Genomic DNA, 22,443 nt, shown 5'->3' with positions numbered 1-22,443 from the left:
ACCCTGGCGGCCTTTGTGTTGGTGCTTTGGATTGGCCGCCGCTACGCCGTCATGGAAACTCTGGAGGACCCTGTCGCCAAGGAGGCCCTCCAGCGCCACCTGCATCGGCTCGATGACACCTGGCCGCTGGTGGTGGTGCTGCTGGGCGGAGCGGCCATCACCTTCTGCTGGATCACCATTCCCCAGGTGGTCTAAGGAGTCGAGGCGCTACGGAGCTCAGGCCGCTAGCGGCGACAGCCTGGAGAGCATGCCCCCCACGAGTTTGCGGGGGCTGAAAGTCCGCCCCATCAGGGAGAGGAGGGCGCGCAGGTCGTCCGTGTGGAGGCGATCGCCCTGCACCAGCGTGAGCAGCAGCCGCTGCCGCAGGCTGGTGCCTCCAGGGCCCAGCAGCAATTTCAGCCCTGCGCCAGCTACCGGCAACAGGTTCGGACTGGTGCTGTCGTTCTCCACCACGGCCAGCAGGTTTTCCAGCCGTTCGATGCGGAGGCGACCCTCACGATCGAACAGCACCTCGAGCAGCTTTTCGCGCATCTCACTGGTGTCACCGGCCAGCAGCCGCCGGGCCACATAGGGATAGGCCACGTTGATGATCTTGAAGCTGGGATCCAGCCGCAGGGCCAGGCCTTCTTGGCTCACCACGGCCCGGATGATCAGGGCGAAGCGGGCCGGTACCCGGAAGGGGTAGGCGTACATCAGCTCCGAAAAACGATCGGTGATCGCCTTGAAGTTGAAGGAGCCCACGTTCTCACCGAGGGCCCCGCCCAGCACTTCCTCCAGGGCCGGCACGATCGGTTCGAGATCGGTCTTGGGATTGAGGAAGCCCAGGCTGATGAAATCGCCTGCCAGGGAGCGGAAATCTCGGTTGATCAGGTGCACCACCGCGCCAGTGAGGGTGAGGCGATCGCTGTCGGTGATCGAATCCATCATGCCGAAATCCACGTAGGCCACGTGGCCCATGGCGCCGGTTTTGCCGGAGAGGGCAAACAGGTTGCCCGGGTGGGGATCGGCGTGGAAGTAGCCGAACTCCAGCAGTTGCTGCAGGCCCGCGATCACACCGGTGCGGATCAGGGCCGCCGGATCCAGGTTGCGGGCCTCTAGGGCCTGGCGTTCCTGCAGCTTCGTGCCATTGATCCACTGGGTGGTGAGCACGTGCTCGCTGGAGAGCAGCCGCTCCACCCGGGGCACCGTCACCTCCGGCTGCGCTGCAAACAAACTGGCGAACCGTTCGGCGTTGTTGGCCTCGAGCCGGTAGTCGATCTCCTCAAACAGGGTGGAGCCGAACTCATCGATGATGTCGCCCAGCCCGAAGCCCAGGTTGAGCGGCAGGAACGGGGCGGTGAGCACCCCCAGCAGCCGGATGATCACCAGATCCCGCCGCAGAATCGTGGGCAAGTTGGGCCGCTGCACCTTCACGGCCACCCAGTGGCCATCGGCGAGCTGGGTCTTGTACACCTGCCCGAGGCTGGCGGCGGCCACCGGGTAGTCGGGGAACTGCTCGAAAAGCTGATCGGCCGGAGCGCCCAACTCCCGCTCGATCGTGGCCAGGGCGATGGCGTGGGGGAAGGGGGGCAGGTTGTCCTGCAGCTGGGTGAGTTGTTCGAGCCAGTCGCGACGCACCAGGTCGGGGCGGGTGGAGAGGGCCTGCCCCACCTTGATGAAGCAGGGGCCCAGGGCCGTGAGGGTGGTGAGGATCCGCCGCCCCAGTTGCTGCTGAACGGCGGAATCGCTGCTGTTGCCCTGCACCACCAGCACCAGGGCCAGGCTGCCGAGCTGCCAGAGCACCACCAGCAGGCGACTCACCAGCACCCAGGGGCGCAGCAGCAGCCAGCGCAGATCGCGCCCCGGGTCGTAGCGCGGGCTGCTGGCGGCTTCGGCGATGGTCACGGGCGCGGCAGCCAGATGATCAAAAGACTCTAGAAACGCGATCTGCCCCGCCATGGGTGAGGTTCAGGGCCCCCAGCGTTGGGAGCCGAGGAAGGTGAGCTCCACCAGATCACTGGCCTGGTTGTCGCCTGGTCCGAGCTGCAGCTTGAAGCCACCCAGGTCGAGGGACGTGAGGCTCCGGAAGGCCCCTACCACCTTGGCGCGGCTGGGATTGGGACCGGCCTTCTCCAGGGCGGCGGTCAGCCAGCGGGCGGCCAGGAACCCCTCCAGGCTGGTGTAGCCGTAGCGGGCTTCCGTTTGCTGCCGCTGCATCAATTGCTGGTATTGCGCCACCACCGGGACCCTCCGGTTCCAGGGGAAGGGAACCACCTGGGAGATGCCGATGCCATTGGCCTGGCCCCCGGGCAGGGCATCCTGCAAGCCCTCGATGCCGACAGGCGACAGGTTCATCAGTTGGGCCCTGCTGCCGAGTTGGGACAGGTCGCGGGTCAGGGCGGCGGAGGTGGTGAAGGTGGCGATCACCAGCACCGCATTGGCCTGGGCGGCCAGCACCTTCCGGGCCGCGGCTTCGGTGTTGGTGGAGTTGCGCTGCACCCCGGCAATCGCCACCGGCCGCAGGCCATGGCGGGCCAGGGCGATCTGGCTGGAGCGCAGCCCGTCTTCGCCATAGGCATCGGTGATGTGCACCACCGCCACCTGGTGGCGGCCGTCGCGCACCAGTTGGTCGATCACCCGATCGATTTCGGCCTGATAGCTGGCCCGCAGGTTGAACACCATCGGGCGAAAGGGTTTCAGCACCGCTCTGGCCCCGGTTCGCGGAGCCACGTAGGGGATGCCCACCGTCTCCACCAAGGGAAGAACGGCCTTGGAGTTGGCCGTGCCGAAATAGCCGATCAGGGCGATGGCCTGCTGCTGTTCCACCAGCTGGCGTGTGTTGCGCAGGGTGAGCTTCGGGTCGTAGCGGTCATCCAGGCTCACCAGGCGCAACCGCCGGCCATGGACCCCCCCTCGCCGGTTGACGTCGGCAAACCAGGCGAGCAAGCCTTCTTGGTAATCCCTGGCCGTTTGGGCGGAGGGCCCACTGAACGGGGCCGACTGGCCGATCACCAGCTCTCGGGGGGCCTGAGGCGGTTGGCGCGCCGCCGGGGCGGACCGCACCAACACAGGTGCCAGCAGGGGTAGCAGCAGCAGGCCAAATCGGCGTCTGGCACGTAATGTCGGGACCATCGGCCTCCTGAAACCAGTGCGGAAGCAGCGGCGCTGGAATCTGCTCGCCACACTGTCGCTCCTGCTGGCGGTGATTCTGGCCTTGATCGCGATCACGCGCATCGACATCAAACCGGTCCAGACCCGTGATGCCCTGCGGCTGTCCACCTCAGCCCGATCCCTCACCATTGATCCGGATCACTTGCCCGCCAGTGGCTGGACCACCCTGCGTGGGGATCTGCTCAATTCCGGCGAGGCCAAGGTGGATCAGGAGGCGTTGGCCACCGCTCCCTATCGGGCCCAGGTTGGGGTCTATGCCAATACCGCTTCCGAGCTCGATCTGAGCGTCCCCAGTTTTGCGTCCAGTGGCTACATCTGGTTGATCTGGGATGAGCCTCTCCAGCGCTATCTCGATGCGGCGGGCATTTCGATTGATCAGCGCTTCACCCTGCTGAACACCCTGATCACCGACGCCCCACCGGAGCTCACTCCGGTGGGGGAAGGCCCCGAGCGCCGTGCTGATGGAGGGTATTACCAACTGTTCACCTACCGCGGTCGCTATCTGCTCGATCAGGCGAGCTTTCGCCATTACCCCTTCATGAGCATCAGCCTGCCGTTGTTCATCGAGGCCGATGATGTGGACGGCAGCCTCAGCTACAACCAGCTGCGGCTTGAGCCCGACATTCGCGATAGCGGCATGGGTTTCAATGCCCGCATCCTGGGCTGGTTGAACCAGGGCTGGTCGATTGCTGAATACCGCCACCAGTACGCCACCAGTTTTGGGCAAGGTGGTGGCGAAAGTGATTACAGCCTGGTGTTGTACGAGATTTCCTTCGGCACCTCGGCCTGGGCTGCGGTGTGGCGATTGTTGCTGCCCCTGGTTGTGCTGATGGCGATGGTGCTGTTGGTGTTCAAAGTGCGCCCAGATGAACAGGATGCCCGTGCCAGCATCCCGGTCACGGTGTTGCTGACCCTGGTGTTCCTGCAGCAGACCTACCGCAGTGACCTGCCCGTTCTTCCTTTCCTCACCTTCCTCGATCAGGTCTACGTGGTGGCCTATGTGGTCACCCTGGTGGCTTTTGTGCTGGTGATCTGGATTGGTCGTCGCTATGCCGACATGGAGGCGCTGGAGGATGCCGAGGCGCAAGCCGCACTGAGGGGGCGGCTCGACCATCTCGATAACAGCTGGCCCGTGGTGGTGGTGATCTTCAGCAGCCTGGCGATTGCCACCGCCTGGTTCACCATTCCGGCCGGAGCCTGAGCAGGCTTCGGGCGACTGGGGGGATGGTCCTGGGTCCGGCAGCCGGTCGATTGGCAGACTCAAGGCACGCGAACTGCTCCGCCATGGGCCTGCCGCTGCATCTGCCGGCCCATGGCCGCGGACGGGGCCTGTCGCCCGCCTTGCAACGCCTGCTGCGCCAGCGCCCGGGCAGCTGGGACCTGCCAGAACTGCCGGAGTTTGGCGGTCCCCTGATCGACAGCGGCGCCGTGGCCGAGGCCCAGCGGCGTTGCGCCCACCAGCTCGGTGCTGGGGCGGTGTGGTTTGGCGTCAATGGCGCCAGTGGCCTGCTGCAGGCGGCCCTGCTGGCCCTGGCCCCCCCCGGCAGCCGGGTGCTCCTGCCCCGCAACCTGCACCGCTCCCTGCTGCACGCCTGTGTGCTCGGCCAGGTGCGGCCCTTGCTGTACGACCTGCCCTTCGATCCGGCCACCGGTCTGTGGCGGCCGCCCAGTCCGGCCCACCTGGCGGCTGTCCTCAAGGCGGCCGGTCCCGTGGCGGCGCTGGTGCTGGTGTCGCCGAGCTATCAGGGCCAGCGGTCCGATCTGCCGGCGTTGGTGGCCTTGGCCCACGGCCACGGGCTGCCGGTGTTGGTGGACCAGGCCCATGGCCTTGGTGAGGCGCTGGCGGCTGGGGCCGACCTGGTGGTGCTCTCCGGCCAGAAGGCCGGTGGCGGCCTGGCCCAGAGCGCGGCCCTGTTGCTCCAGGGGCAGCGGGTGGACCCTGCCGCCGTGGCCCGGGCCCTGCTGTGGCTGCAGACCTCCAGCCCCAGTGCCCTGCTGCTGGCCTCGGCCGAGGCAACCCTGCAGGAGCTCACCAGCCCGGGGGGCCGGCGCCGCCGCCGCCGGGCGGAGCAGATCGGCGAGCGCCTTCGCCGCCGCTGCGAGCTGGCGGGGCTGCCCCTGCTGGCCAGTGACGACCCCCTGCGGTTGGTGCTGCACACGGCGGCCCTGGGGATCAATGGTCTCGATGCCGATGCCTGGCTGCTGGAGCGGGGCGTGATCGCCGAGTTGCCCGAGCCGGGGGTGCTCACCTTTTGCCTGGGGCTGGGGCCGCCGGTCGGGGTGGTGTGGCGGCTTCCCCGCCAGTTGAAGCGCCTGCGGCGTGCCCTGGGGGGCCATCCCCTGCCGCCCTTCAGTCCCCCGCCCCTGCCCCTGGTGGCGGAACCGGAGCTCCCGATCGGAGAGGCCTGGCGGGCTCCTGCCGAAGCGGTGCCGCTGGCCGCGGCGGCCGGCCGGATCGCGGCGGAACCGCTCTGCCCCTACCCCCCCGGCATCCCCCTGCTGGTGCCAGGCGAGCGGATCGATCCGGCCCGGGCCGTTTGGCTGCAGCACCAGGCCCGGCTTTGGCCCGGCCAGATCGCTGATACGGTGAGGGTTGTGGCCGGATCGGGGGCCGATGGATCTGCCTGCGCCGATGGATTTGCCTGCGCCGATGGATTTGCCTGCGCCGATGGATCACCACGCAGCGGTGGCGCCTGACCAGGCCTCGCCCCAGGCGCCCTACCAGTGGGATTTCGTCACTCCCGGGCTGCCCGACAGCGCCTTTGAGGATGCCCCGGGCTTCAGCCCCACGCCGATGGAGCTGCGGGTGATGCTGCTGGCCCATCTGCGCCCCCGGCCCGACTCCCTGGTGTGGGATGTGGGGGGTGGCACGGGTGCCCTGGCCCTCGAGATCGCCCGGCTGATGCCCAGGGGGGCGGTGCACACCCTCGAGCGCGATCCCGATGCCATCGAGCTGCTCGAACAGAACCGCCGCCGGTTCGGCATCTCCAACCTGCACATCCATGCCGGCGCCGCTCCGGCCGACCTGGCCCAGCTCCCGGCCCACCCCGACCGGGTGCTGCTGGAGGTGGGCCGTCCCCTGGGGGATGTGTTGCTGGCGGTGTGGGAGGCCTTGGTGCCCCAGGGGCGACTGGTGATCAGCACCGCCAGCCTGGAGGGTCTGGTGGATGCCACCGATACCCTGGGCCAGCTGCAGGCCCGGGATGTGCAGGTGGTGCAGGCCACCGTGCACCGCATGCAGCGCCGGGGCAGCCAGGCCAAGCTGGCGGCGGCGGAGCCCCTGTTCCTGATCGCCGCGGAGCGTTCCCCCCACACCGAGCCCGCCTGATCACCCCGCCTTGATTCCGTCCCCCCGCACCGCCACCTCCCTGCCCCGGCTGCTGAGCGGTTGGGCCGCGGGCGCCTTCGGCTTCGTGGTGGTGATGCTCGGCGGCTGGTGGTTCACCGTGGCGGTGGGCCTGATCGTGCATCTGGGACTGCTGGAGTTTTTCCGGATGGCCCAGTTCAAGGGGATCCGGCCCGCCACCAAAACCACCCTGGTGGCGGTGCAGCTGCTGTTGGTGACCACCCAGCTGGCCAGTGGGGGCGGCTGGTTTGCCGGTGATGTGGCCGCCGCCGTGCTGCCCGCCTCCGGTGCCGTGATCTGTGGCTGGCTGCTGCTGCAACCGGTCACCGGCACCATCGCCGACATCGCCGCCTCAATTTTCGGGCTCTTTTATCTGGGGTTCTTGCCCAGCTACTGGATCCGGCTGCGGGACCTGGAGGGGTCTGGGCTGGCCCTCACCCTGTTGGCCTGTTTTCTGATCGTGGCCACCGACATCGGCTCCTACGTGGTGGGCCGCCGGCTTGGCCGACACCCCCTCTCGCCCATTTCCCCGGGCAAGACCGTGGAGGGGGCCCTCGGTGGGGTGGTCTGTTCCATGGCGGTGGGGGCCCTGGGGGGCACCTGGATCGGCTGGAGCTGGGGCTGGCTGATCGGTGCGGTGCTGGGGGCGGTGGTGGCGGTGTTCGCCCTGGTGGGGGATCTCACCGAATCGATGATGAAGCGGGATGCGGGCCTGAAGGATTCCGGCGATGCGATTCCGGGCCACGGTGGGGTGCTCGATCGCATCGACAGCTACCTGTTCGTGCCGGCGGTGGTGTATTCCCTGGTGACCCTGGTGTTGCCCCTGGTGCAGGGCTAGACGCTCACCCGGGCCTCGCCCAGGAGCTGCACCATGCCGGCTTCCAGGCGGGCGTCGCTGATGGTGATGCCGGGATCCATCGGCAGCCGACTGCGCAGGGTGCCGTCGCTGGAGCGGATCTCCACGCTGCCCTCCACGGCGGCGATGGTGGTTTCCAGCTCGATCAGGTCCCGGCTGCCCAGGCCCCGGGCGGCAAAGATCAGCCGGTCGCGGTGCATGCGCAGCTCCACCAGCGGCACGATGCCCAGCAGGGCTTCGCCCAGGCTGTCCCCCAGGGCCCTCCACTGGGGGGCACTGAGGGAGCGGGTGAGGCCGTCTGGGGTGAAACTCACCTGGCCTTGGATCTGGAACGCCCGTTCCAGCTGCACCGGCTGCCCCTTGAGCAGGTTGCCGATATGCACCTGGATCGGGCCGCTGCGCAGCTCCACCAGTTCGAGATGGAGCTCCCGATACACCACCCGCCGGGCCAGCAGTTGCACCCCCGCCAGCCGCCCGCGCAGCAGCTGCAACGCCGAACCGTCCAGCTGGATGTCCAGGCTGCCGATGCTCTGACACTGCTGGCGCACCCACAGCTGGAGCCCGCTGGCCAGCAGTTGCATCACCGGCCCGCCGGCCTTCTCCTCAGAACTGCTCATGCTGGAGTGAACCAGGTGGCGGCGACGGTAGCCGCCTGGTCGAGGTGGGGGAGGTGGCCGCAGGCCTCCAGTTCTTGCACCCGCTCGCCCAACAGGGCCAGGGCTGCCTTCTTCTGAGGGGCCCGCAGGATGCGGTCATTCGCTCCCCACAGCACCCGGATCGGCTGGTCGGGCAGGGGCGCCCCGCAGCCCGCGAAGCCGCCAGAACGGGCGAAACGCCGCAGGGCCTCGCCCCAGCCGGGGCTCTGCAGATGTAGGGACGCGATTTCGAGTTCCGCGGCACCCACGGAGGCCTCCGGATCGGCGAAGGCGGTGCGGCAGAGGCCCCGGCGCACCCCGGGCAGGGCCAGAAAGCGCACCCCCAGCCCATCCAGCAGGGGCGGCAGGGGCATGGGCCGGCCCGTGAGGCCCGCTGGGGCCAGCAGCAGCAGTTGTGTCACCTGCTCCGGCAGCCGCCGGGCCAGCTCCACCGCCACCGAGCCCCCCATCGAGGCGCCGATCAGCCCGAGGGGGGCCGGGTTGCGTTGCTGGATCGCGGCCACCAGCGCCTCCAGGTGGCGCAGCACGCCGCTGGGGCTGTAATCGCCGTCAGGGGGGCGGGGGCAGAAGCCGAAGCCGAACAGGTCGGGGATGAACAGTTGGGCGCCCCCAGCCAGCAGCGGTGCAAGCCGCCGAAATTCCAGAAAGGAGCTGTCAAAACCGTGCAGCAGCAGCACCGGTGGGCCTTCCCCCAGCACGGCCACCGGCCAGGGCCCCCAGCCGTTGCCAGCCTCGAGCTCGGGCAGGGACCACCACTCCACCTGGGCGGCCAGCTCCCGGCCCTGGGGGTCGAGCAGGCTGCGGGCGGCTTCGTCCACCAGGGCCACGTTGTTCACGCGGGCTGGCGCTCGCTGCTGCAGGTGCTCACCAGGGCGGCCAGCAGGTCGTTGGGGCCCACGGGGAAGGGCAGGTGGTGCAGGTCGGAGCCGTCGCGGCAGGCAAAGCTGCAGGCCAGCTGCAGCTCATGCAGACCGGCCTGGCCCAGGCCCAGCTCGTCGAGGCTCAGCGGGAGGCCCAGCCGGCGGAACAGGGGCAGCAGTTGCCGGCGCGCCTGGCCGGCGAGCTGGTTGCCGCCGAGCACCTCCTCCAGCCGCAGCTGCACCAGGATGCCGAAACCCACCTTTTCGCCATGCAGGTGGCCGTGGCTGGCCTCCAGTTGGGTGAGGCCGTTGTGCACCGCGTGGGCGGCGACGGTGCGGCAACGGGCCCCGCCGATCCCGCCAATCAGGCCGGCGCTGAGGCCACAGGCTTCCGCCACCCGTTCCCAGGCGGCGCTGGTGGGGTCGTGCAGGGCGGCTTCGGCTTCGAGCATCAGCTGGTCCCGCAGCACCCGGGCCATCTGCACGGCCTGCTGCACCAGTCCGTCGCCGCTGGCGCCGCTGCTCACTGAGGCCTCGTACCACTTGGCCATGGCGTCGGCGATGCCACTGGCCAGGGTGCGGGGCGGAGCCTGGCGCACCAGGGTGTGGTCAAAGATCAGCAGGTCCGGGCAGCGGGCCAGGGCCACGTCGCTCAGGAAGGCACCGGCGGGGGTGTATACGTTGGCCAGGGCGGTCCAGCCGGCGCAGGTGGCCGCGCTCGTGGGCACGGTGATGCACACCAGCTCCTGGCGATGGGCCAGCAGCTTGCCCGCATCGAGCACCTTGCCGCCGCCGATGGCGATCACGGCATCACAGGCGCCGTCCTGCAGCGCGATCGCCACCCGGCTGAGGTCGTCTTCGCAGCAGTCGTGGCGGAGTTCGGCGGAGCGGGGGGCGAGGCCGGCTGCGGCCAGATCGGCACTGAGCTGCTGACGCAACCCGGCGGTGGCGTCACTGCGACCGAGCAGCAGGGGTCTGCCGCAGAGCTGGGCGATGCGCGCCACACCCTGGGTCCAGGCCCCAGGGCCCCGCAACACCTCGGCGGGAGCAATGGCGTGTTGGCTCAGGGGGTTGCTCATCCCGGTGTGATTGTCATCCCCAATTGATGGTACGGGCCGGGGTTCCGGCCCGCCGGGCATCAGACGCCGGCCGTGGCGAGCTCGGGCTCGGCAGGCAGGGCAACCTGTTTGCGGATCACCACCTGCTTGTCGTCGTTGACGTCCACGACGGCGGCATCGCCATCACCGATTCGGCCGCTGAGGAACTCCTCGGCCAGGGAGTCTTCGAGCAGGCGCATCACCGCGCGGCGCAGGGGGCGTGCGCCGTAGGAGGGGTTGTAGCCCTCTTCCACCAGTCGCTCCTTGAAGGCGTCGGTGACGGAGAGGGCGATGCCCTTCTCCAGCATTCGGCCGAACACCTCCTTGAGCATGATCTCGGCGATCTCCTTGACCTCGTCGCGGGTGAGCTGACGGAAGACGATGATCTCGTCGAGACGGTTGAGGAACTCAGGGCGGAAGTACTGCTTCAGCTCCTCATTCACCAGGGAGCGGATGCGGTTGTAGTTGGTTTCATCCGCATCGCCGCCGCCGAATTCGAAGCCGAGGCCGCCGCCTCCCTTCTCAATCACCTTTGAACCGATGTTCGAGGTCATGATGATCAGGGTGTTCTTGAAGTCCACCGTGCGCCCCTTGGAATCGGTCAGGCGACCGTCTTCCAGCAGCTGCAGCAGCAGGTTGAACACATCGGGGTGGGCCTTCTCGATCTCGTCGAACAGCACCACGGTGTAGGGCCGGCGCCGCACCGCCTCGGTGAGCTGGCCGCCCTCGTTGAAGCCCACGTAGCCCGGAGGGGAGCCGATCAGCTTGCTGACCGTGTGGCGCTCCATGAACTCGGACATGTCGAGGCGGATCATGGCCTCTTCGCTGCCGAAGAAGTAGGCCGCCAGCGACTTGGTGAGCTCGGTTTTGCCCACGCCGGTGGGGCCGGAGAAGATGAAGCTGGCGATGGGCCGGTTGGGGTTCTTCAGGCCCACCCGGGCGCGGCGGATGGCGCGGGACACCGCCTTGACGGCTTCGTCCTGGCCGATCAGGCGCTGGTGGAGGGTTTCCTCCATGTTCAGCAGCTTGGCCGACTCGCTTTCGGTGAGCTTCTGCACGGGCACACCGGTCCAGGAGGCCACGATGTGGGCGATGTCCTCCTCGGTCACCATCGGGCTGCGCTCCCCGTCAACGGGGGCCTCGGCAGCCGCCACGGCAGCGGTATCAGTACCGCCTTCTGCGGTGGTCTCCGCGGCGGGTTCCTCGTCCTTGCGCGCCTGGAGGATCGAGCGGATCTGCTCGCGCAGCTCCACTTCCTTGTCGCGCAGTTCACCTGCCTTGGTGAAGTCCTGCTCGCGCACGGCGTCTTCCTTCTCCTTCTGCACCGAGCGCAGCTGTTTGTCGACTTCCTTGGCAGCCGGCGGCAGCTTGGAATTCATCAGCCGCACCCGGCTGCCGGCCTCGTCGATCAGGTCGATGGCCTTGTCGGGGAGGAAGCGGTCGGAGATGTAGCGGTCGCCCAGGGTGGCCGCGGCGATCAGGGCCTCATCGGCAATCTTGAGGCGGTGGTGGGACTCGTAGCGCTCCTTCAGGCCGCGCAGAATTTCAATCGTGTCGACCACGGACGGTTCGCCCACCATCACCGGCTGGAAGCGCCGCTCCAGGGCGGCATCCCGTTCGATGTGCTTGCGGTATTCATCGAGGGTGGTGGCGCCGATGCACTGCAGCTCACCGCGGGCCAGGGCTGGCTTGAGGATGTTGGCGGCGTCGATGGCGCCCTCGGCGGCACCGGCACCGATCAGGGTGTGCACCTCGTCGATCACGAGGATCACGTTTCCGGCGCTGCGGATCTCCTCCATGATCTTTTTGAGGCGCTCCTCAAATTCACCGCGGTACTTGGTGCCGGCCACCAGCAGGCCGATGTCGAGGGTGAGAACGCGCTTGTCTTCCAGGATGTCCGGGATGTCGCCGGAGTTGATGCGCTGGGCCAGTCCCTCGGCGATGGCGGTCTTGCCCACGCCGGGTTCGCCGATCAGCACCGGGTTGTTCTTGGTGCGGCGGCCCAGGATCTGGATCACCCGCTCGATTTCGTTCTGACGGCCGACCACCGGGTCGAGCTTGCCGTCGGCAGCCTGCTGGGTGAGGTTGCTGCCGAATTCATCCAGGGTGGGGGTCTTGGTGGAGCCCTTGCCGCCGCCGCTGCCGGCGGCCACCTCGGCGGTTTCGCCGAGCATGCGGATCACCTGGGTGCGCACCTTGGCCAGGTCGACGCCGAGGTTTTCCAGAACCCGAGCCGCCACGCCCTCGCCTTCGCGGATCAGGCCCAGCAGAAGGTGCTCGGTGCCGATGTAGTTGTGGCCCAGCTGGCGGGCCTCCTCCAGAGACAGCTCCAGAACCCGCTTGGCCCGGGGGGTGAAGGGAATCTCCACGGCCACGAAGCCGGAACCGCGGCCGATGATCTTCTCCACCTCAACCCGGGCGTCCTTGAGGTTGACCCCCATGGACTTGAGCACCTTGGCGGCCACGCCCGTGCCCTCTCCAATCAGACCGAGCAGGATCTGTTCGGTGCCCACGAAGTTGTGGCCAAGGCGGCGGGCCTCTTCCTGGGCCAGCATGATCACCTTGATGGCCTTCTCGGTAAACCGCTCGAACATGGGCCGGGGCCTGGTGCAAGTGCAACCAAGCTACCAGGGTTGACCGGTTGGGTGTGATTTACGCCCAATCTAGGGCAGATCCACTGCGGGATCAGGGGCTCGGGCGGTTTTCGGCAACAACTCGGGGCCGCAAATTGCTGGTTTTCAGCAATAAGAAAAGCCGGTTATCCACACCCCGGCTCCGCATCATTGATCGGGGGTAACCGCAGCCATTGGATCAGGGCATCGTCCCCGTTGCGGTAGTAACCGCGACGCAGGCCCGCATCCTGGAAGCCCAGAGAGTGGTAGAGGGCCACCGCGGCGGCATTGGTTGCCGCCACCTCCAGGGTGGCGTGCCGGGCGCCCTGCTGCCGGGCGTCCTCCAGCAGGGCCTTCAGCACCTGCCGTCCCAGACCCCGGCGCCGCTGCTCGGGGGCCACCGCCACCAGGGTGATGTGCAGTTCGTCCACCACCAGCCAGCCGCTGGCCATGGCTAGCAGGGTGTCGGCCTGCCACAGCCCCATCCCGGGCCGGCGGGGCTCGGCCAGCTCGGCCTGCCACTGGGCGCTGGTCCAGAGGCCCTCCAGGCTGGCCCGGTCGAGGGCGAGGCAGGCCTGCAGATCCTCTGGCGTGAGATTCCTTACATTGCTGCTCACTCGCCCCCTGCGCGGCTTCAGCCATGGTGATCTCCCGTGAGCCCGTCGCGGCGCCCCGGCCGTTCGAGCTCGAGCGCGATCCGCTCAGCCCCAATCGCAATCTCACCCCCCTCACCACCGCGCTGGATGCGGAGGGTGCGCTGAGTGTGGGGGGATGTGCCCTCCGTGACCTGGCCCGCAATTACGGCACTCCTCTCTATGTGCTCGATGAGGCCACCCTGCGGGGCACCTGCCGGGCCTACCGCGAAGCCCTGGCGGCCCACTACCCAGGGGAGGCCCTGGCGATCTATGCCTCCAAGGCCAACAGCTCCCTGGCCCTGACAGCCCTGGTGGCTGGGGAGGGCCTGGGGCTCGATGCGGTGTCGGCCGGCGAACTGCTCACCGCGCTCCAGGGCGGCATGCCCGCCGAGCGGATCGTGCTGCACGGCAACAACAAGAGTCGCGAGGAGCTGGCCCTGGCTGCCGGCTGCGGCGTCACGGTGGTGATCGACAACTGGCGCGATCTGGAGTTGCTGGCTGAGCTGGCCCCGGGGCTTGTGGAGTCGGGGCGGGCGCCCGTGCGGTTGATGCTGCGCTTCACGCCGGGCATCGAGTGCCACACCCACGAGTACATCCGCACCGGCCACCTCGATAGCAAGTTCGGCTTCGATCCCGACCAGCTCGAAGCGGTGTTGCGGCACCTGGTGGGCTGCCCCTGGGCCCGGCTCACCGGATTGCATGCCCACATCGGCTCCCAGATCTTCGAGCTGCAGCCCCACCGCGACCTCGCGGGGGTGATGGCCGATGCCCTTTCCCTGGCCCGCTCCCTCGGGCACCCGGTAAGCGACCTCAACGTCGGTGGCGGCCTGGGCATCCGCTACATCGCCAGCGACGATCCCCCCTCGATTGAGAGCTGGGTGCGCACCGTGGCGGAAGCGGTGGCGGCGGCCTGTCAGGAGCGGGGGCTGGACCTGCCCCGGCTGCTGTGCGAACCCGGTCGCTCCCTGGTGGCCACCGCTGGCGTCACCGTTTACGAGGTGGGCAGCCGCAAGGACATCCCCGGCCTGCGCACCTACCTCTCGGTGGACGGCGGCATGAGCGATAACCCCCGTCCCATCACCTATCAGTCGCAGTACACGGCCGTGCTGGCCGACCGTCCCACGGCGGAGGCCACCGAGACCGTCACCGTGGCGGGGAAGCACTGTGAGTCGGGCGACGTGCTGCTCAAGGACGTGGCGCTGCCGCCGGCCACCAGCGGCGATCTGCTGGTGGTGTTCGCCACCGGCGCCTACAACGCCTCGATGGGATCCAACTACAACCGCATCCCCCGACCGGCGGCGGTGTTGGTGCATGAGGGGCTGGCCGACCTGGTGCAGCGCCGGGAGCAGCCGGAGGATCTACTGCGCTACGACGTTCTGCCAGAACGGCTGCGCTCGGTAGGCTGAGCCCATCGACTTAGGCGTCTGTGATTGGGCCGCAACTGGGTGAGTTGCTACGGCTGATCGATCCGCGCCTGCTCCTGGATCTGCTGTTTGCCACGGGCCTGGGTGTGCTGGTGCTGGGTCGGGTCACGGAGGCCCGCACCCTGTGGTTGCTGCGCGGCTACCTGTTGCTGGTGGCCCTGGCCTGGGTGGTGCAGCGCTACGCCAACCTGCCTCTCACCAGCAAGCTGGTGGAGGCCCTGGTGCTGGCCTGCAGTCTGGCCCTGGCGATCCTCTGGCAGGGGGAGCTGCGCCGGCTGATGGAGCTGCTGGGCACCGGCCGCCTCGGCGTGCTGTTTGGCAGCCGCAACCGCGACCAGCTCGGCTCCGGGGCTGTCGCCGTGCTCAGTGAGGCCGCCGGTCGCCTCTCCCAGGCCCGCCGCGGGGCCTTGATCGTGGTGGATCTGGGCAGCGATCTGCGCCCTGAGGATTTTCTCAATCCCGGCATTGGCCTCGACGCCAAGCTCACCGTGGATCTGCTGCTGAACTTGTTTGCCGCCGACACCCCCCTGCACGACGGGGCCGTGCTGGTGAAGGCCAACCGGATCGTGGCTGCCGGCGTGATCCTGCCCCTCTCCCGCCAGGGCATCAACCGCTATGGCACCCGTCACCTCGCGGCCCTGGGCCTCACCGAGCGCTTTGACCAGTGCCTGGCCATCGTGGTGTCGGAGGAAACTGGCACCCTGTCGCTGGCGAGCCAGGGCCGGTTGGAGCGGCCGATCACGAGCAGCCGGCTGCATGATCTGCTCAGCCAGGCCCTGGCCTTGCCAGCGGGGCGTAGCGTGACCAAGGACACGCCGGAATCACGCGGATGAGTCGCGCCCTGGCGACCACCACTGCGAACGCCTCCCAGCCCGTTCCGGCTGGCCTCGATCCCGCGCGCCTGCCGGCCCATGTGGCCGTGATCATGGATGGCAACGGCCGCTGGGCCAAGCAGCGCAACCTGCCCCGGGTGATGGGCCACCGGGAAGGTGTGGAGGCCCTAAAGCGCACCCTGCGCCTCTGCAGCGACTGGGGCATTGGCGCCCTCACCGCCTACGCCTTTTCCACCGAAAACTGGAGCCGCCCCGGCGAGGAGGTGAGCTTCCTGATGACCCTGTTCGAGCGGGTGCTGGCCCGGGAGCTCCAGGCCCTGGAGCAGGAGCAGGTGCGGATCCGTTTCCTGGGCGATCTCGAGCCCCTGCCCGAGGGACTGCAACGGCTGATCGCCGATGCCACGGCGCGTACCGCCGCCAACACCGGCATCCACTTCAACGTGTGCACCAACTACGGCGGTCGGGCCGAGCTGGTGCGGGCGGCAAGGCGGCTGGCCGAGCGCTGCGCGGCCGGGGAGCTCGATCCCGCCGCCATTGATGAGCAGAGTTTCAGCGCCGAACTGCTCACCGCCGGCGAGCGGGATCCCGATCTGCTGATCCGCACCAGCGGCGAGCGGCGCATCAGCAACTTCCTGCTCTGGCAGCTGGCCTACGCCGAAATCCACATCACCGATGTGCTCTGGCCCGATTTCGACGAAGCCGCCCTACTGGGCGCCCTGCGCGACTATCAGAGCCGCCAGCGCCGCTTTGGCGGTGTCGATCCCTGCTGAATGCCCTTGATCACCCGTCACGACTGGTCCCGTTCTGAAATCCAGGCGCTGCTGGAGCTGCCCCTGATGGACTTGCTCTGGCAGGCCCAGCAGGTGCACCGGGCCGCCAATCCGGGCTACCACGTGCAGCTGGCCTCCCTGCTCAGCGTCAAAACCGGCGGCTGCGAGGAAGACTGCGCCTACTGCCCCCAGTCGCTGCACAACAGCAGTGACGTGGCCGGTCGTCCTGAGCTGGAGGTGGAGCCAGTGCTGGAGCGGGCCCGGGCGGCGAAGGAGGCCGGTGCCGATCGCTTCTGCATGGGCTGGGCCTGGCGCGAAATCCGGGATGGGGCGCCGTTCGAAGCCATGCTGGCGATGGTGCGTGGCGTGCGGGAGCTGGGGCTGGAGGCCTGCGTCACCGCCGGCATGCTCAGCGATTCCCAGGCCGAGCGCCTGGCGGAGGCGGGGCTCACGGCCTACAACCACAACCTCGACACCAGCCCCGAGCACTACGACCGGATCATCACCACCCGCACCTACCAGGAACGCCTGGAAACCTTGGCCCGGGTGCGCCGCTCCGGCATCACCCTCTGTTGCGGCGGCATCATCGGTATGGGCGAAACCGAGGCTGATCGCGCCGGGTTGCTGGAGGTGCTGGCCAATCTCGATCCCCACCCGGAGAGCGTGCCGATCAACGCCCTCGTGGCGGTGGAGGGCACGCCCCTGGAAGACCTGCCGCCGGTGGATCCGCTCGAGCTGGTGCGGATGGTGGCCACGGCCCGGATCCTGATGCCCCACGCGCGGGTGCGGCTCAGTGCCGGCCGGGAGCAGTTGGGCCGGGAGGCCCAGATCCTCTGCCTGCTGGCGGGGGCCGATTCCATCTTCTACGGCGACACCCTGCTCACCACCGGCAACCCCGCGGTGGAGGCCGACCGGCAGCTGTTGGCCGCTGCCGGAGTGCGGGTGACTGCATGAGTGAGCTGGTGGCGGCGTTCTACCGCTTTGCCGCCCTGGAGGACTTGCCTCACCTGCAGCAGGAGCTGGGCGCCCTGGCGGAAGCCCAGGGAGTGCGCGGCACCATCCTGCTGGCGGCGGAAGGGGTGAACGGCACGATTGCCGGAGCCGATGCCGGCGTGCAGGCGCTGTTGGCGCGGCTGCGGCAGGTGGCAGGCCTGGAGCGGTTGGAGGCGAAGTTCAGTCGGTCGGACACCCGGGCGTTCCACCGGCTCAAAGTGCGGCTCAAGCGCGAGATCGTGACCATGGGTGAGCCCCAGGTGCAGCCCTATTTGGCCTCCGAGGTGGGCACCCACGTGCCGCCCGCGCAGTGGGATGCCCTGATCGCCGACCCGGGCACCCTGGTGATCGACACCCGCAATGCCTACGAGGTGGCCATCGGCAGCTTTGAGGGGGCCCTCGATCCGGGCACCACCACGTTCCGCGAGTTTCCCCAGTGGGTGGAGCAGGAGCTGCGGCCGCTGGTGGAGCAGCGTCAGCCGAAGGCGATCGCCATGTTCTGCACCGGGGGCATTCGCTGCGAAAAGGCCACGGCCTATCTGCAGCAGCAGGGATTCGAGGGGGTGCACCACCTCGAAGGGGGCATCCTGCGCTACCTGGAGGAGATCCCGGAGGAGCGCAGCCGCTGGTGGGGTGAGTGCTTCGTGTTTGACCACCGGGTGGCCGTGAACCACCGGCTCGAACCGGGGGATCACAGCCTTTGCCATGCCTGCGGCCTGCCGCTCTCCCCCGCCGATTGCCAGCTGGCCAGCTACGTGGCGGGGGTGAGCTGCCGCCACTGCCTCGAGCGTTTCAGCGATTCCGATCGGCAACGCTTCGCCGAGCGCCAGCGCCAGATGGAGCGGGCCCGTCACCGCGGGGAATGCCATCTCGGCGTCCCCACGCCGCGATCGGAGCGGTGATGCGGTGAACCCAGGGCCTGCGGTTCTCTACAGCTTTCGGCGTTGCCCCTATGCCATCCGGGCGCGGCTGGCGTTGGCGGCTGCGGGCTGGGAGCCCGGTGTCGATCTGGAGCTGCGGGAGGTGAGCCTCAAGGCCAAGCCCCCCGAATTACTCGAGATCTCCGCCAAGGCCACGGTGCCGGTGTTGCTGGCCGGCCAGCAGGTGCTCGATGAAAGCCTGGCGATCCAGCGCTGGGCCCTGGAGCGAAGGGATCCCCACGGCTGGCTGGCGGGTTGGAGTGGGGCTGAGCTGGCGGAGATGGAGGCGCTGATCGCCGAGAACGACGGCCCCTTCAAGCACCATCTCGACCGCTTCAAATACCCCAATCGCTACCCCGGCGAGCCATCCGAGCCCCATCGCCGCGCGGGTCTCGCCATCCTGCGGGGCTGGGAGCGGCGCCTGGCTCCGGGGGGCTGGCTGCTGGGCAGCCGCCCCAGCCTGGCGGACTGGTCCCTGTTGCCGTTCGTGCGCCAGTTCCGCCTCGCCGATCCGCTGGCCTTTGACGCCCTGGCTGATCTCCCGGCTCTGCAGCACTGGCTGGGGCGCTTTCTGCAGGGTCCGGAGTTGGCCGCGGTGATGGCGGCGCCCTGGAACGGGCGCTCCCCCTGGCGCTCCCCCCGTTGGCTCTATCACCTGGCCTTGCGGGAGGAGTGGCGGGCGGCGCGGCTGGCCGGCCTCTACAGCCGCTCCACCCGGGGGTTGGCCCTGGAGGAGGTGGGGTTCATTCACCTCAGTGAGGCCCACCAGGTGCCGGCCACGGCCGCCCGCTTTTACGCCGACGTGTCGGCGCCTGACCTGCTCCTGCTCACGCTCGATCCCCAGCGTCTGGCCAACGCCGGTCTGACCGTTCGCCGGGAGTCGGCCGAGCCCCAGGCTGGTGCCACCGCCGAGCGCTTTCCCCATCTCTATGGCGCCCTGCCCCTGGAGGCCGTGCTGCTGGCCGCGCCCTTTGCCCCGGAGTGTCCGGGGCAGGACCGTGGGGTGGCGCCATGAGCGTGCCGTTGCCCCAGCCCAGTCTTGAGGCCCTGGAAGCCGAAGCGGTTCGGCGGGGGCTGCTGCTGCGCCTGCAGGTGAGCCGTCCACTGGGGCTGGGCTGGACCCTGCGGATTGGGGTGGCGCGCCGGCTAACCGGTGAGGAGGGGCGGGGCGGCTTGGAGCTGCTGGGGGAGCTCAAGGGCTGGGCCCTGCCCACCGCCGCAGGCCTGCGCCTCGACACCCTGCGCGTGCAGGGCCAGGACACGGCTGCCGTCGGCCCGCTGATCTGCGCCGCCAGCTTTGCCTGGGCGCTGGAGGCCACCCCCTGCCGCCAGGCCACGATCCTGGCGATCCGCGACAGCGACGCCCAGCACCGCCGGCTGGTGCGCTATTTCCGCCAGCTGGGTTTCCATCCCCTGCGGGATCTGGGGGCCGGGCCCGCAGACCTGGCTCCCCGGTTGCTCTGGGGCGGTGCCGGTCTGCTGATGCGGGGCGATTGCCGGGAGGGGCTGGGCCGCAGCGCCCGCCGGCTCGGTGGGGGGGGGCTGGATGGGCTTTGATCCCCGTCGCTGGCGGCCCGGCTCCGGCGGTCCGCCGGTCACCAGCAACGTCGAGGCCCTGCTGGCCGAGAACGACTCCCTGCGCCGGGAGGTGCGGGCCCTGCGTCGCCGGCTGGAGCAGCTGCAACACTCCAGCGGCGCCGAGCCCCGTTTCGCCCATGGCCTCACGCCCCACCAGGTGGAGCGCTGGGGTGAGGCGATGGCCGCCCATCCCCAGTGGCAGGCCCTGCGGATCGGTCCGCCGGCCGGCTTGCGCGGTGTGATCGAGGAGCTGCGGACGCGCTGGTGGAACCCCGAGCTCAGCCTGGAGCAGGAGCTCGACCGCCGCGCGCCTGGCCTGGGTGCCGAATTGGCTGAGGCCCTGCGGGGGCCCCACAGCAGGGTGCGATGGGCCCTGCGGGCGGCCTTTGCTCTCTATGGGCCCCGGGCTTCGGAATGGCTGAGCGACGCTCCCTTGCAGGTGGTGGAGGAGTTGCTGCGTCGCCAGGTGCAGCTGGGCCAGCGCCGCCGCGGCACCCGCACCGAGAACCACTCCGGGGCCCACCATCACTCCCAAGCCCAAGCCAAGGCGACGGCCCCAGACCCCCGTGCGGGCGCCCTGCGGGAGCTGGGCTTGGAGCCCGGGGCCAGTGTGCCGATGATCAAGCGGGCCTATCGCCGGCTGGCCAAGGCCCACCACCCCGACCTGGGCGGCGATGCCAAGGCGTTTCACCGGCTGGAGGCGGCCTATCGGTTGCTACTGGGCTGACTCAGAACTGCAGCGTCAGCCCCAGGCCCATCGCCAGGATCGGATCGGCGGAACTGCCGTCGGGATTGAGGATCAGCTGCAGCACCGGCTGCAGGCTGAGGTTGGCGTTCACCAGCCAGCTGTAGTTGAGCTCCAGCACCGTTTCGCTGCTCTGGCCCGGAGAGAGGCGGGGGCTGAAGCGGCTGCTGCCGACGCCCAGGGCCAGCACATCCAGCGGGCGGCCGCTGACGATCCCCTGGCTCAGCCAGCCGCCGCTGAGGAACAGCGGCACCGGATTGGTGTCCCACTCCAAGCCGGCATTGACGCCGAGCCAGAGCCGATTGTCCAGCCCGAGCGGCAGCGGTGCCGTGAGCGTGAAGGTGGCGGCCACGGCGCCATTCAGATTGCCGGTGCTGCGGTTGTCCAAGTACCCGCCGGCGATCTGCAGCAGTGGCGGCGGCAGCTGGCGGGCAATCCGTTGCTCTCCCCGCTGGATGGGCTGCTGCAGGGCCTCCGCCCCGGGCAGGCGATCAAACGACCACTGCAGCAGCTGGGTGTGGCCGTTGAGCTGACCCTCGTCGGGATCGACGCCAAACAGGGCCGCCAGGTTGTACTGGGGGTCGAGCAGGAAGGCGCCGTAGCGCAGCTCGCCCCAACGGCCCGAGGGCTCTGGCCGCCAGCTCACCTGCAGCCCCGGTGCGGCGTAGGGGTTGATCGGCAGCACCTCCACGTTGAGGTTGAGGGTGTTGTTCAGGGCCGAGTGCACGTAGGCATTCAGCACCGGTGCCTCCACAAAGCCCGGGTTGATCGAGAACACGCCGGCTTTCACCGCCACGTTGCCGCTCCCCATCTGCCGCTCCAGGCTGGCTTCGGTGAGCCAGAGCCCGGTGGGGTGGGCGGTGCTCTGCAACGAGAATGCCGCTCCGATCTCCTCGCCCCAGTTGGGGTTGCCGCTGAACAGCATCAGCTGCACATGGCTGCGCCAGTGGTCGGCTTCGCTCCACTGCTCCACCGGCTTGGCCAGCCCCGGCCCCGCCACCACGTCCAGGCTGAGCTGCTGCACCCAGCTGGCGCCCTGGCGATCGCCCCCGGCTGGATTGGCGAGCGGCTGGGCCTGCAGCTGCAGTTGCAGGTCCAGCCAGCTGGGCAGCTGTAGCAGGCCGTTGAGGTCGGGTCCCTCGGCCTGCACCAGCGTCTCTTTGGCGGGCATCTCACAGCGCCCTGCGGGGGTGATGCCCGCCAGCAGGAGAGTCAGCAGCAGGACGCCGAGCCGCTCACGGCCCGAGCCGCCCCGGCCTCGGCGTGGCTCAGCTGTCGCCGATGCCGTCGGCGGCGTGGTAGCTGCTGCGCACGAGGGGGCCGCTGCGCACCTGCGCGAATCCCAGCTCCCTGGCCGCCGCCCCCAGGTCCTCGAATTCCGCCGGGGTCCAGTAGCGGGCAACCGGGATGTGGGCGAGGGATGGCCGCAAGTATTGCCCCAGGGTGAGGCGCTGGCAATCGACGCTGCGCAGGTCCCGCAGGGTCTGCAGCACCTCCTGCCGGCTTTCCCCGAGTCCCAGCATCAGGCCGCTCTTGGTGGGGATGGTGGGGGCCAGGTTGCGGGCAGCGGCCAGCAGCCCCAGGGAGCGGCGGTAAGTAGCCCCGCGGCGCACCTCGCCCTGGAGCCGCTCCACCGTTTCCAGGTTGTGGTTGAAGCAGGCCGGTGCGGCCGTCAGCACGGCGGCCAGCCTTTGGCGTTGGGCGGCCAACCCCTCACCCTCGTCGCGATGTCCGCCCCAGAAGTCGGGGGTGAGCACTTCGATGCCAACCCCAGGGCTGCGCCGCCGAATGGCCGCCATGGCGGCGGTGAACAGGCCCGCTCCGTGGTCGGCCAGGTCGTCGCGGGCCACGGCGGTGAGCACCACATAGGACAGCTGCAGGCTTGCCACCGCTTCGGCCACCCGCTCCGCTTCGCCCGTATCCAGCGGGGCGGGGGCCTGGCCCTTGTCCACCTGGCAGAAGGCACAG

The 22,443-nt window shown here is 69.1% G+C and carries 21 protein-coding genes and 1 pseudogene; 13 read left to right on the top strand and 9 right to left on the bottom strand.

Annotation, left to right across the window (positions count from 1 at the left end; all coding sequences use genetic code 11):
• A pseudogene (locus tag KBY71_RS10950) lies at positions 1 to 195 on the top strand (hypothetical protein); the annotation flags it as partial.
• 21 nt (positions 196 to 216) lie between these two features.
• On the opposite strand, the gene KBY71_RS10945 reads toward KBY71_RS10950, so the two are convergent.
• Both KBY71_RS10945 and KBY71_RS10940 read right to left on the bottom strand, forming a co-directional pair.
• Positions 217 to 1,938 carry an ABC1 kinase family protein gene (locus KBY71_RS10945; protein ID WP_396095323.1) on the bottom strand — a complete coding sequence of 574 codons (1,722 nt, stop codon included), beginning with the start codon at positions 1,936 to 1,938 and terminating at the stop codon, positions 217 to 219.
• A 9-nt stretch (positions 1,939 to 1,947) separates the two neighbouring features.
• Positions 1,948 to 3,042, bottom strand: a complete 1,095-nt coding sequence (locus tag KBY71_RS10940; RefSeq protein WP_254928940.1) for an ABC transporter substrate-binding protein — start codon at positions 3,040 to 3,042, stop codon at positions 1,948 to 1,950.
• 85 nt (positions 3,043 to 3,127) lie between these two features.
• Here KBY71_RS10940 and KBY71_RS10935 point away from each other — a divergent pair, with 85 nt between their 5' ends.
• From KBY71_RS10935 to KBY71_RS10920, 4 genes are all read left to right on the top strand, one after another.
• The gene (locus KBY71_RS10935; protein WP_254928938.1) at positions 3,128 to 4,351 is read left to right on the top strand and encodes a hypothetical protein; all 1,224 of its coding nucleotides are present in this window, start codon (positions 3,128 to 3,130) and stop codon (positions 4,349 to 4,351) included.
• Between the two features lie 83 nt (positions 4,352 to 4,434).
• The gene (locus tag KBY71_RS10930) at positions 4,435 to 5,847 is read left to right on the top strand and encodes a DegT/DnrJ/EryC1/StrS family aminotransferase (RefSeq protein ID WP_254928937.1); all 1,413 of its coding nucleotides are present in this window, start codon (positions 4,435 to 4,437) and stop codon (positions 5,845 to 5,847) included.
• Complete coding sequence (gene cbiT / locus KBY71_RS10925) at positions 5,819 to 6,478, top strand: precorrin-6Y C5,15-methyltransferase subunit CbiT (RefSeq protein ID WP_254928936.1); 660 nt, start codon at positions 5,819 to 5,821, stop codon at positions 6,476 to 6,478. The genes KBY71_RS10930 and cbiT overlap by 29 nt, the downstream gene beginning before the upstream one ends.
• Before the next feature lie 10 nt (positions 6,479 to 6,488).
• Positions 6,489 to 7,334, top strand: coding sequence for a phosphatidate cytidylyltransferase (locus KBY71_RS10920; RefSeq protein ID WP_254928935.1), 846 nt, complete (start codon positions 6,489 to 6,491; stop codon positions 7,332 to 7,334).
• Here KBY71_RS10920 and KBY71_RS10915 read toward each other — a convergent pair.
• The 5 genes from KBY71_RS10915 to rimI all read right to left on the bottom strand — a co-directional run bounded on the left by KBY71_RS10915 (position 7,331) and on the right by rimI (position 13,194).
• On the bottom strand, positions 7,331 to 7,969 hold the full coding sequence (locus tag KBY71_RS10915; protein ID WP_254928934.1) for a DUF2993 domain-containing protein: 639 nt from the start codon (positions 7,967 to 7,969) through the stop codon (positions 7,331 to 7,333). The genes KBY71_RS10920 and KBY71_RS10915 overlap by 4 nt on opposite strands.
• Positions 7,966 to 8,844, bottom strand: coding sequence for an alpha/beta fold hydrolase (locus tag KBY71_RS10910; RefSeq protein WP_254928933.1), 879 nt, complete (start codon positions 8,842 to 8,844; stop codon positions 7,966 to 7,968). Before KBY71_RS10910 ends, KBY71_RS10915 begins: the two co-directional genes overlap by 4 nt.
• Entirely contained in the window at positions 8,841 to 9,947 is a 1,107-nt protein-coding gene (locus tag KBY71_RS10905) for an iron-containing alcohol dehydrogenase family protein (RefSeq protein ID WP_254928932.1), read from the bottom strand. Before KBY71_RS10905 ends, KBY71_RS10910 begins: the two co-directional genes overlap by 4 nt.
• Positions 9,948 to 10,006: 59 nt before the next feature.
• A complete protein-coding gene (locus KBY71_RS10900) occupies positions 10,007 to 12,559 on the bottom strand; it encodes an ATP-dependent Clp protease ATP-binding subunit (RefSeq protein WP_254928931.1) in 2,553 nt (850 codons plus the stop codon).
• Positions 12,560 to 12,723: 164 nt separating this feature from the next.
• Positions 12,724 to 13,194 (bottom strand): ribosomal protein S18-alanine N-acetyltransferase, encoded by a 471-nt coding sequence (gene rimI / locus KBY71_RS10895; RefSeq protein ID WP_254928930.1) that lies wholly within the window; start codon positions 13,192 to 13,194, stop codon positions 12,724 to 12,726.
• A gap of 23 nt (positions 13,195 to 13,217) precedes the next feature.
• Here rimI and lysA point away from each other — a divergent pair, with 23 nt between their 5' ends.
• From lysA to KBY71_RS10855, 8 genes are read left to right on the top strand one after another with little or no spacing between them, the layout of a single operon-like run.
• The gene (gene lysA, locus KBY71_RS10890; RefSeq protein ID WP_254928929.1) at positions 13,218 to 14,618 is read left to right on the top strand and encodes a diaminopimelate decarboxylase; all 1,401 of its coding nucleotides are present in this window, start codon (positions 13,218 to 13,220) and stop codon (positions 14,616 to 14,618) included.
• 20 nt (positions 14,619 to 14,638) lie between these two features.
• Entirely contained in the window at positions 14,639 to 15,469 is an 831-nt protein-coding gene (gene cdaA / locus KBY71_RS10885; protein ID WP_254928928.1) for a diadenylate cyclase CdaA, read from the top strand.
• Positions 15,466 to 16,239, top strand: a complete 774-nt coding sequence (locus KBY71_RS10880; RefSeq protein ID WP_254928927.1) for an isoprenyl transferase — start codon at positions 15,466 to 15,468, stop codon at positions 16,237 to 16,239. The genes cdaA and KBY71_RS10880 overlap by 4 nt, the downstream gene beginning before the upstream one ends.
• On the top strand, positions 16,240 to 17,193 hold the full coding sequence (gene bioB / locus KBY71_RS10875; protein WP_254928926.1) for a biotin synthase BioB: 954 nt from the start codon (positions 16,240 to 16,242) through the stop codon (positions 17,191 to 17,193).
• The gene (locus tag KBY71_RS10870) at positions 17,190 to 18,134 is read left to right on the top strand and encodes a rhodanese-related sulfurtransferase (RefSeq protein WP_254928925.1); all 945 of its coding nucleotides are present in this window, start codon (positions 17,190 to 17,192) and stop codon (positions 18,132 to 18,134) included. The genes bioB and KBY71_RS10870 overlap by 4 nt, the downstream gene beginning before the upstream one ends.
• Positions 18,135 to 18,138: 4 nt before the next feature.
• Positions 18,139 to 19,167, top strand: coding sequence for a DUF952 domain-containing protein (locus tag KBY71_RS10865; RefSeq protein ID WP_254928924.1), 1,029 nt, complete (start codon positions 18,139 to 18,141; stop codon positions 19,165 to 19,167).
• The gene (locus KBY71_RS10860) at positions 19,164 to 19,709 is read left to right on the top strand and encodes a hypothetical protein (RefSeq protein ID WP_254928923.1); all 546 of its coding nucleotides are present in this window, start codon (positions 19,164 to 19,166) and stop codon (positions 19,707 to 19,709) included. Before KBY71_RS10865 ends, KBY71_RS10860 begins: the two co-directional genes overlap by 4 nt.
• Positions 19,699 to 20,457, top strand: coding sequence for a J domain-containing protein (locus KBY71_RS10855; RefSeq protein WP_254928922.1), 759 nt, complete (start codon positions 19,699 to 19,701; stop codon positions 20,455 to 20,457). Before KBY71_RS10860 ends, KBY71_RS10855 begins: the two co-directional genes overlap by 11 nt.
• Position 20,458: 1 nt before the next feature.
• On the opposite strand, the gene KBY71_RS10850 is transcribed toward KBY71_RS10855, so the two are convergent.
• On the bottom strand, positions 20,459 to 21,646 hold the full coding sequence (locus KBY71_RS10850) for a carbohydrate porin (RefSeq protein WP_254928921.1): 1,188 nt from the start codon (positions 21,644 to 21,646) through the stop codon (positions 20,459 to 20,461).
• 97 nt (positions 21,647 to 21,743) lie between these two features.
• The coding region (locus KBY71_RS10845; RefSeq protein ID WP_254928920.1) for a lipoyl synthase at positions 21,744 to 22,443 on the bottom strand (700 nt) is incomplete at its 5' end.

Source organism: Cyanobium sp. T1B-Tous, assembly GCF_024345475.1.
In the GTDB taxonomy this organism is placed as follows: domain Bacteria; phylum Cyanobacteriota; class Cyanobacteriia; order PCC-6307; family Cyanobiaceae; genus Cyanobium_A.
Note: the sequence above shows the minus strand (reverse complement) of the source record. Positions and strands in the feature narration are given on the sequence as shown.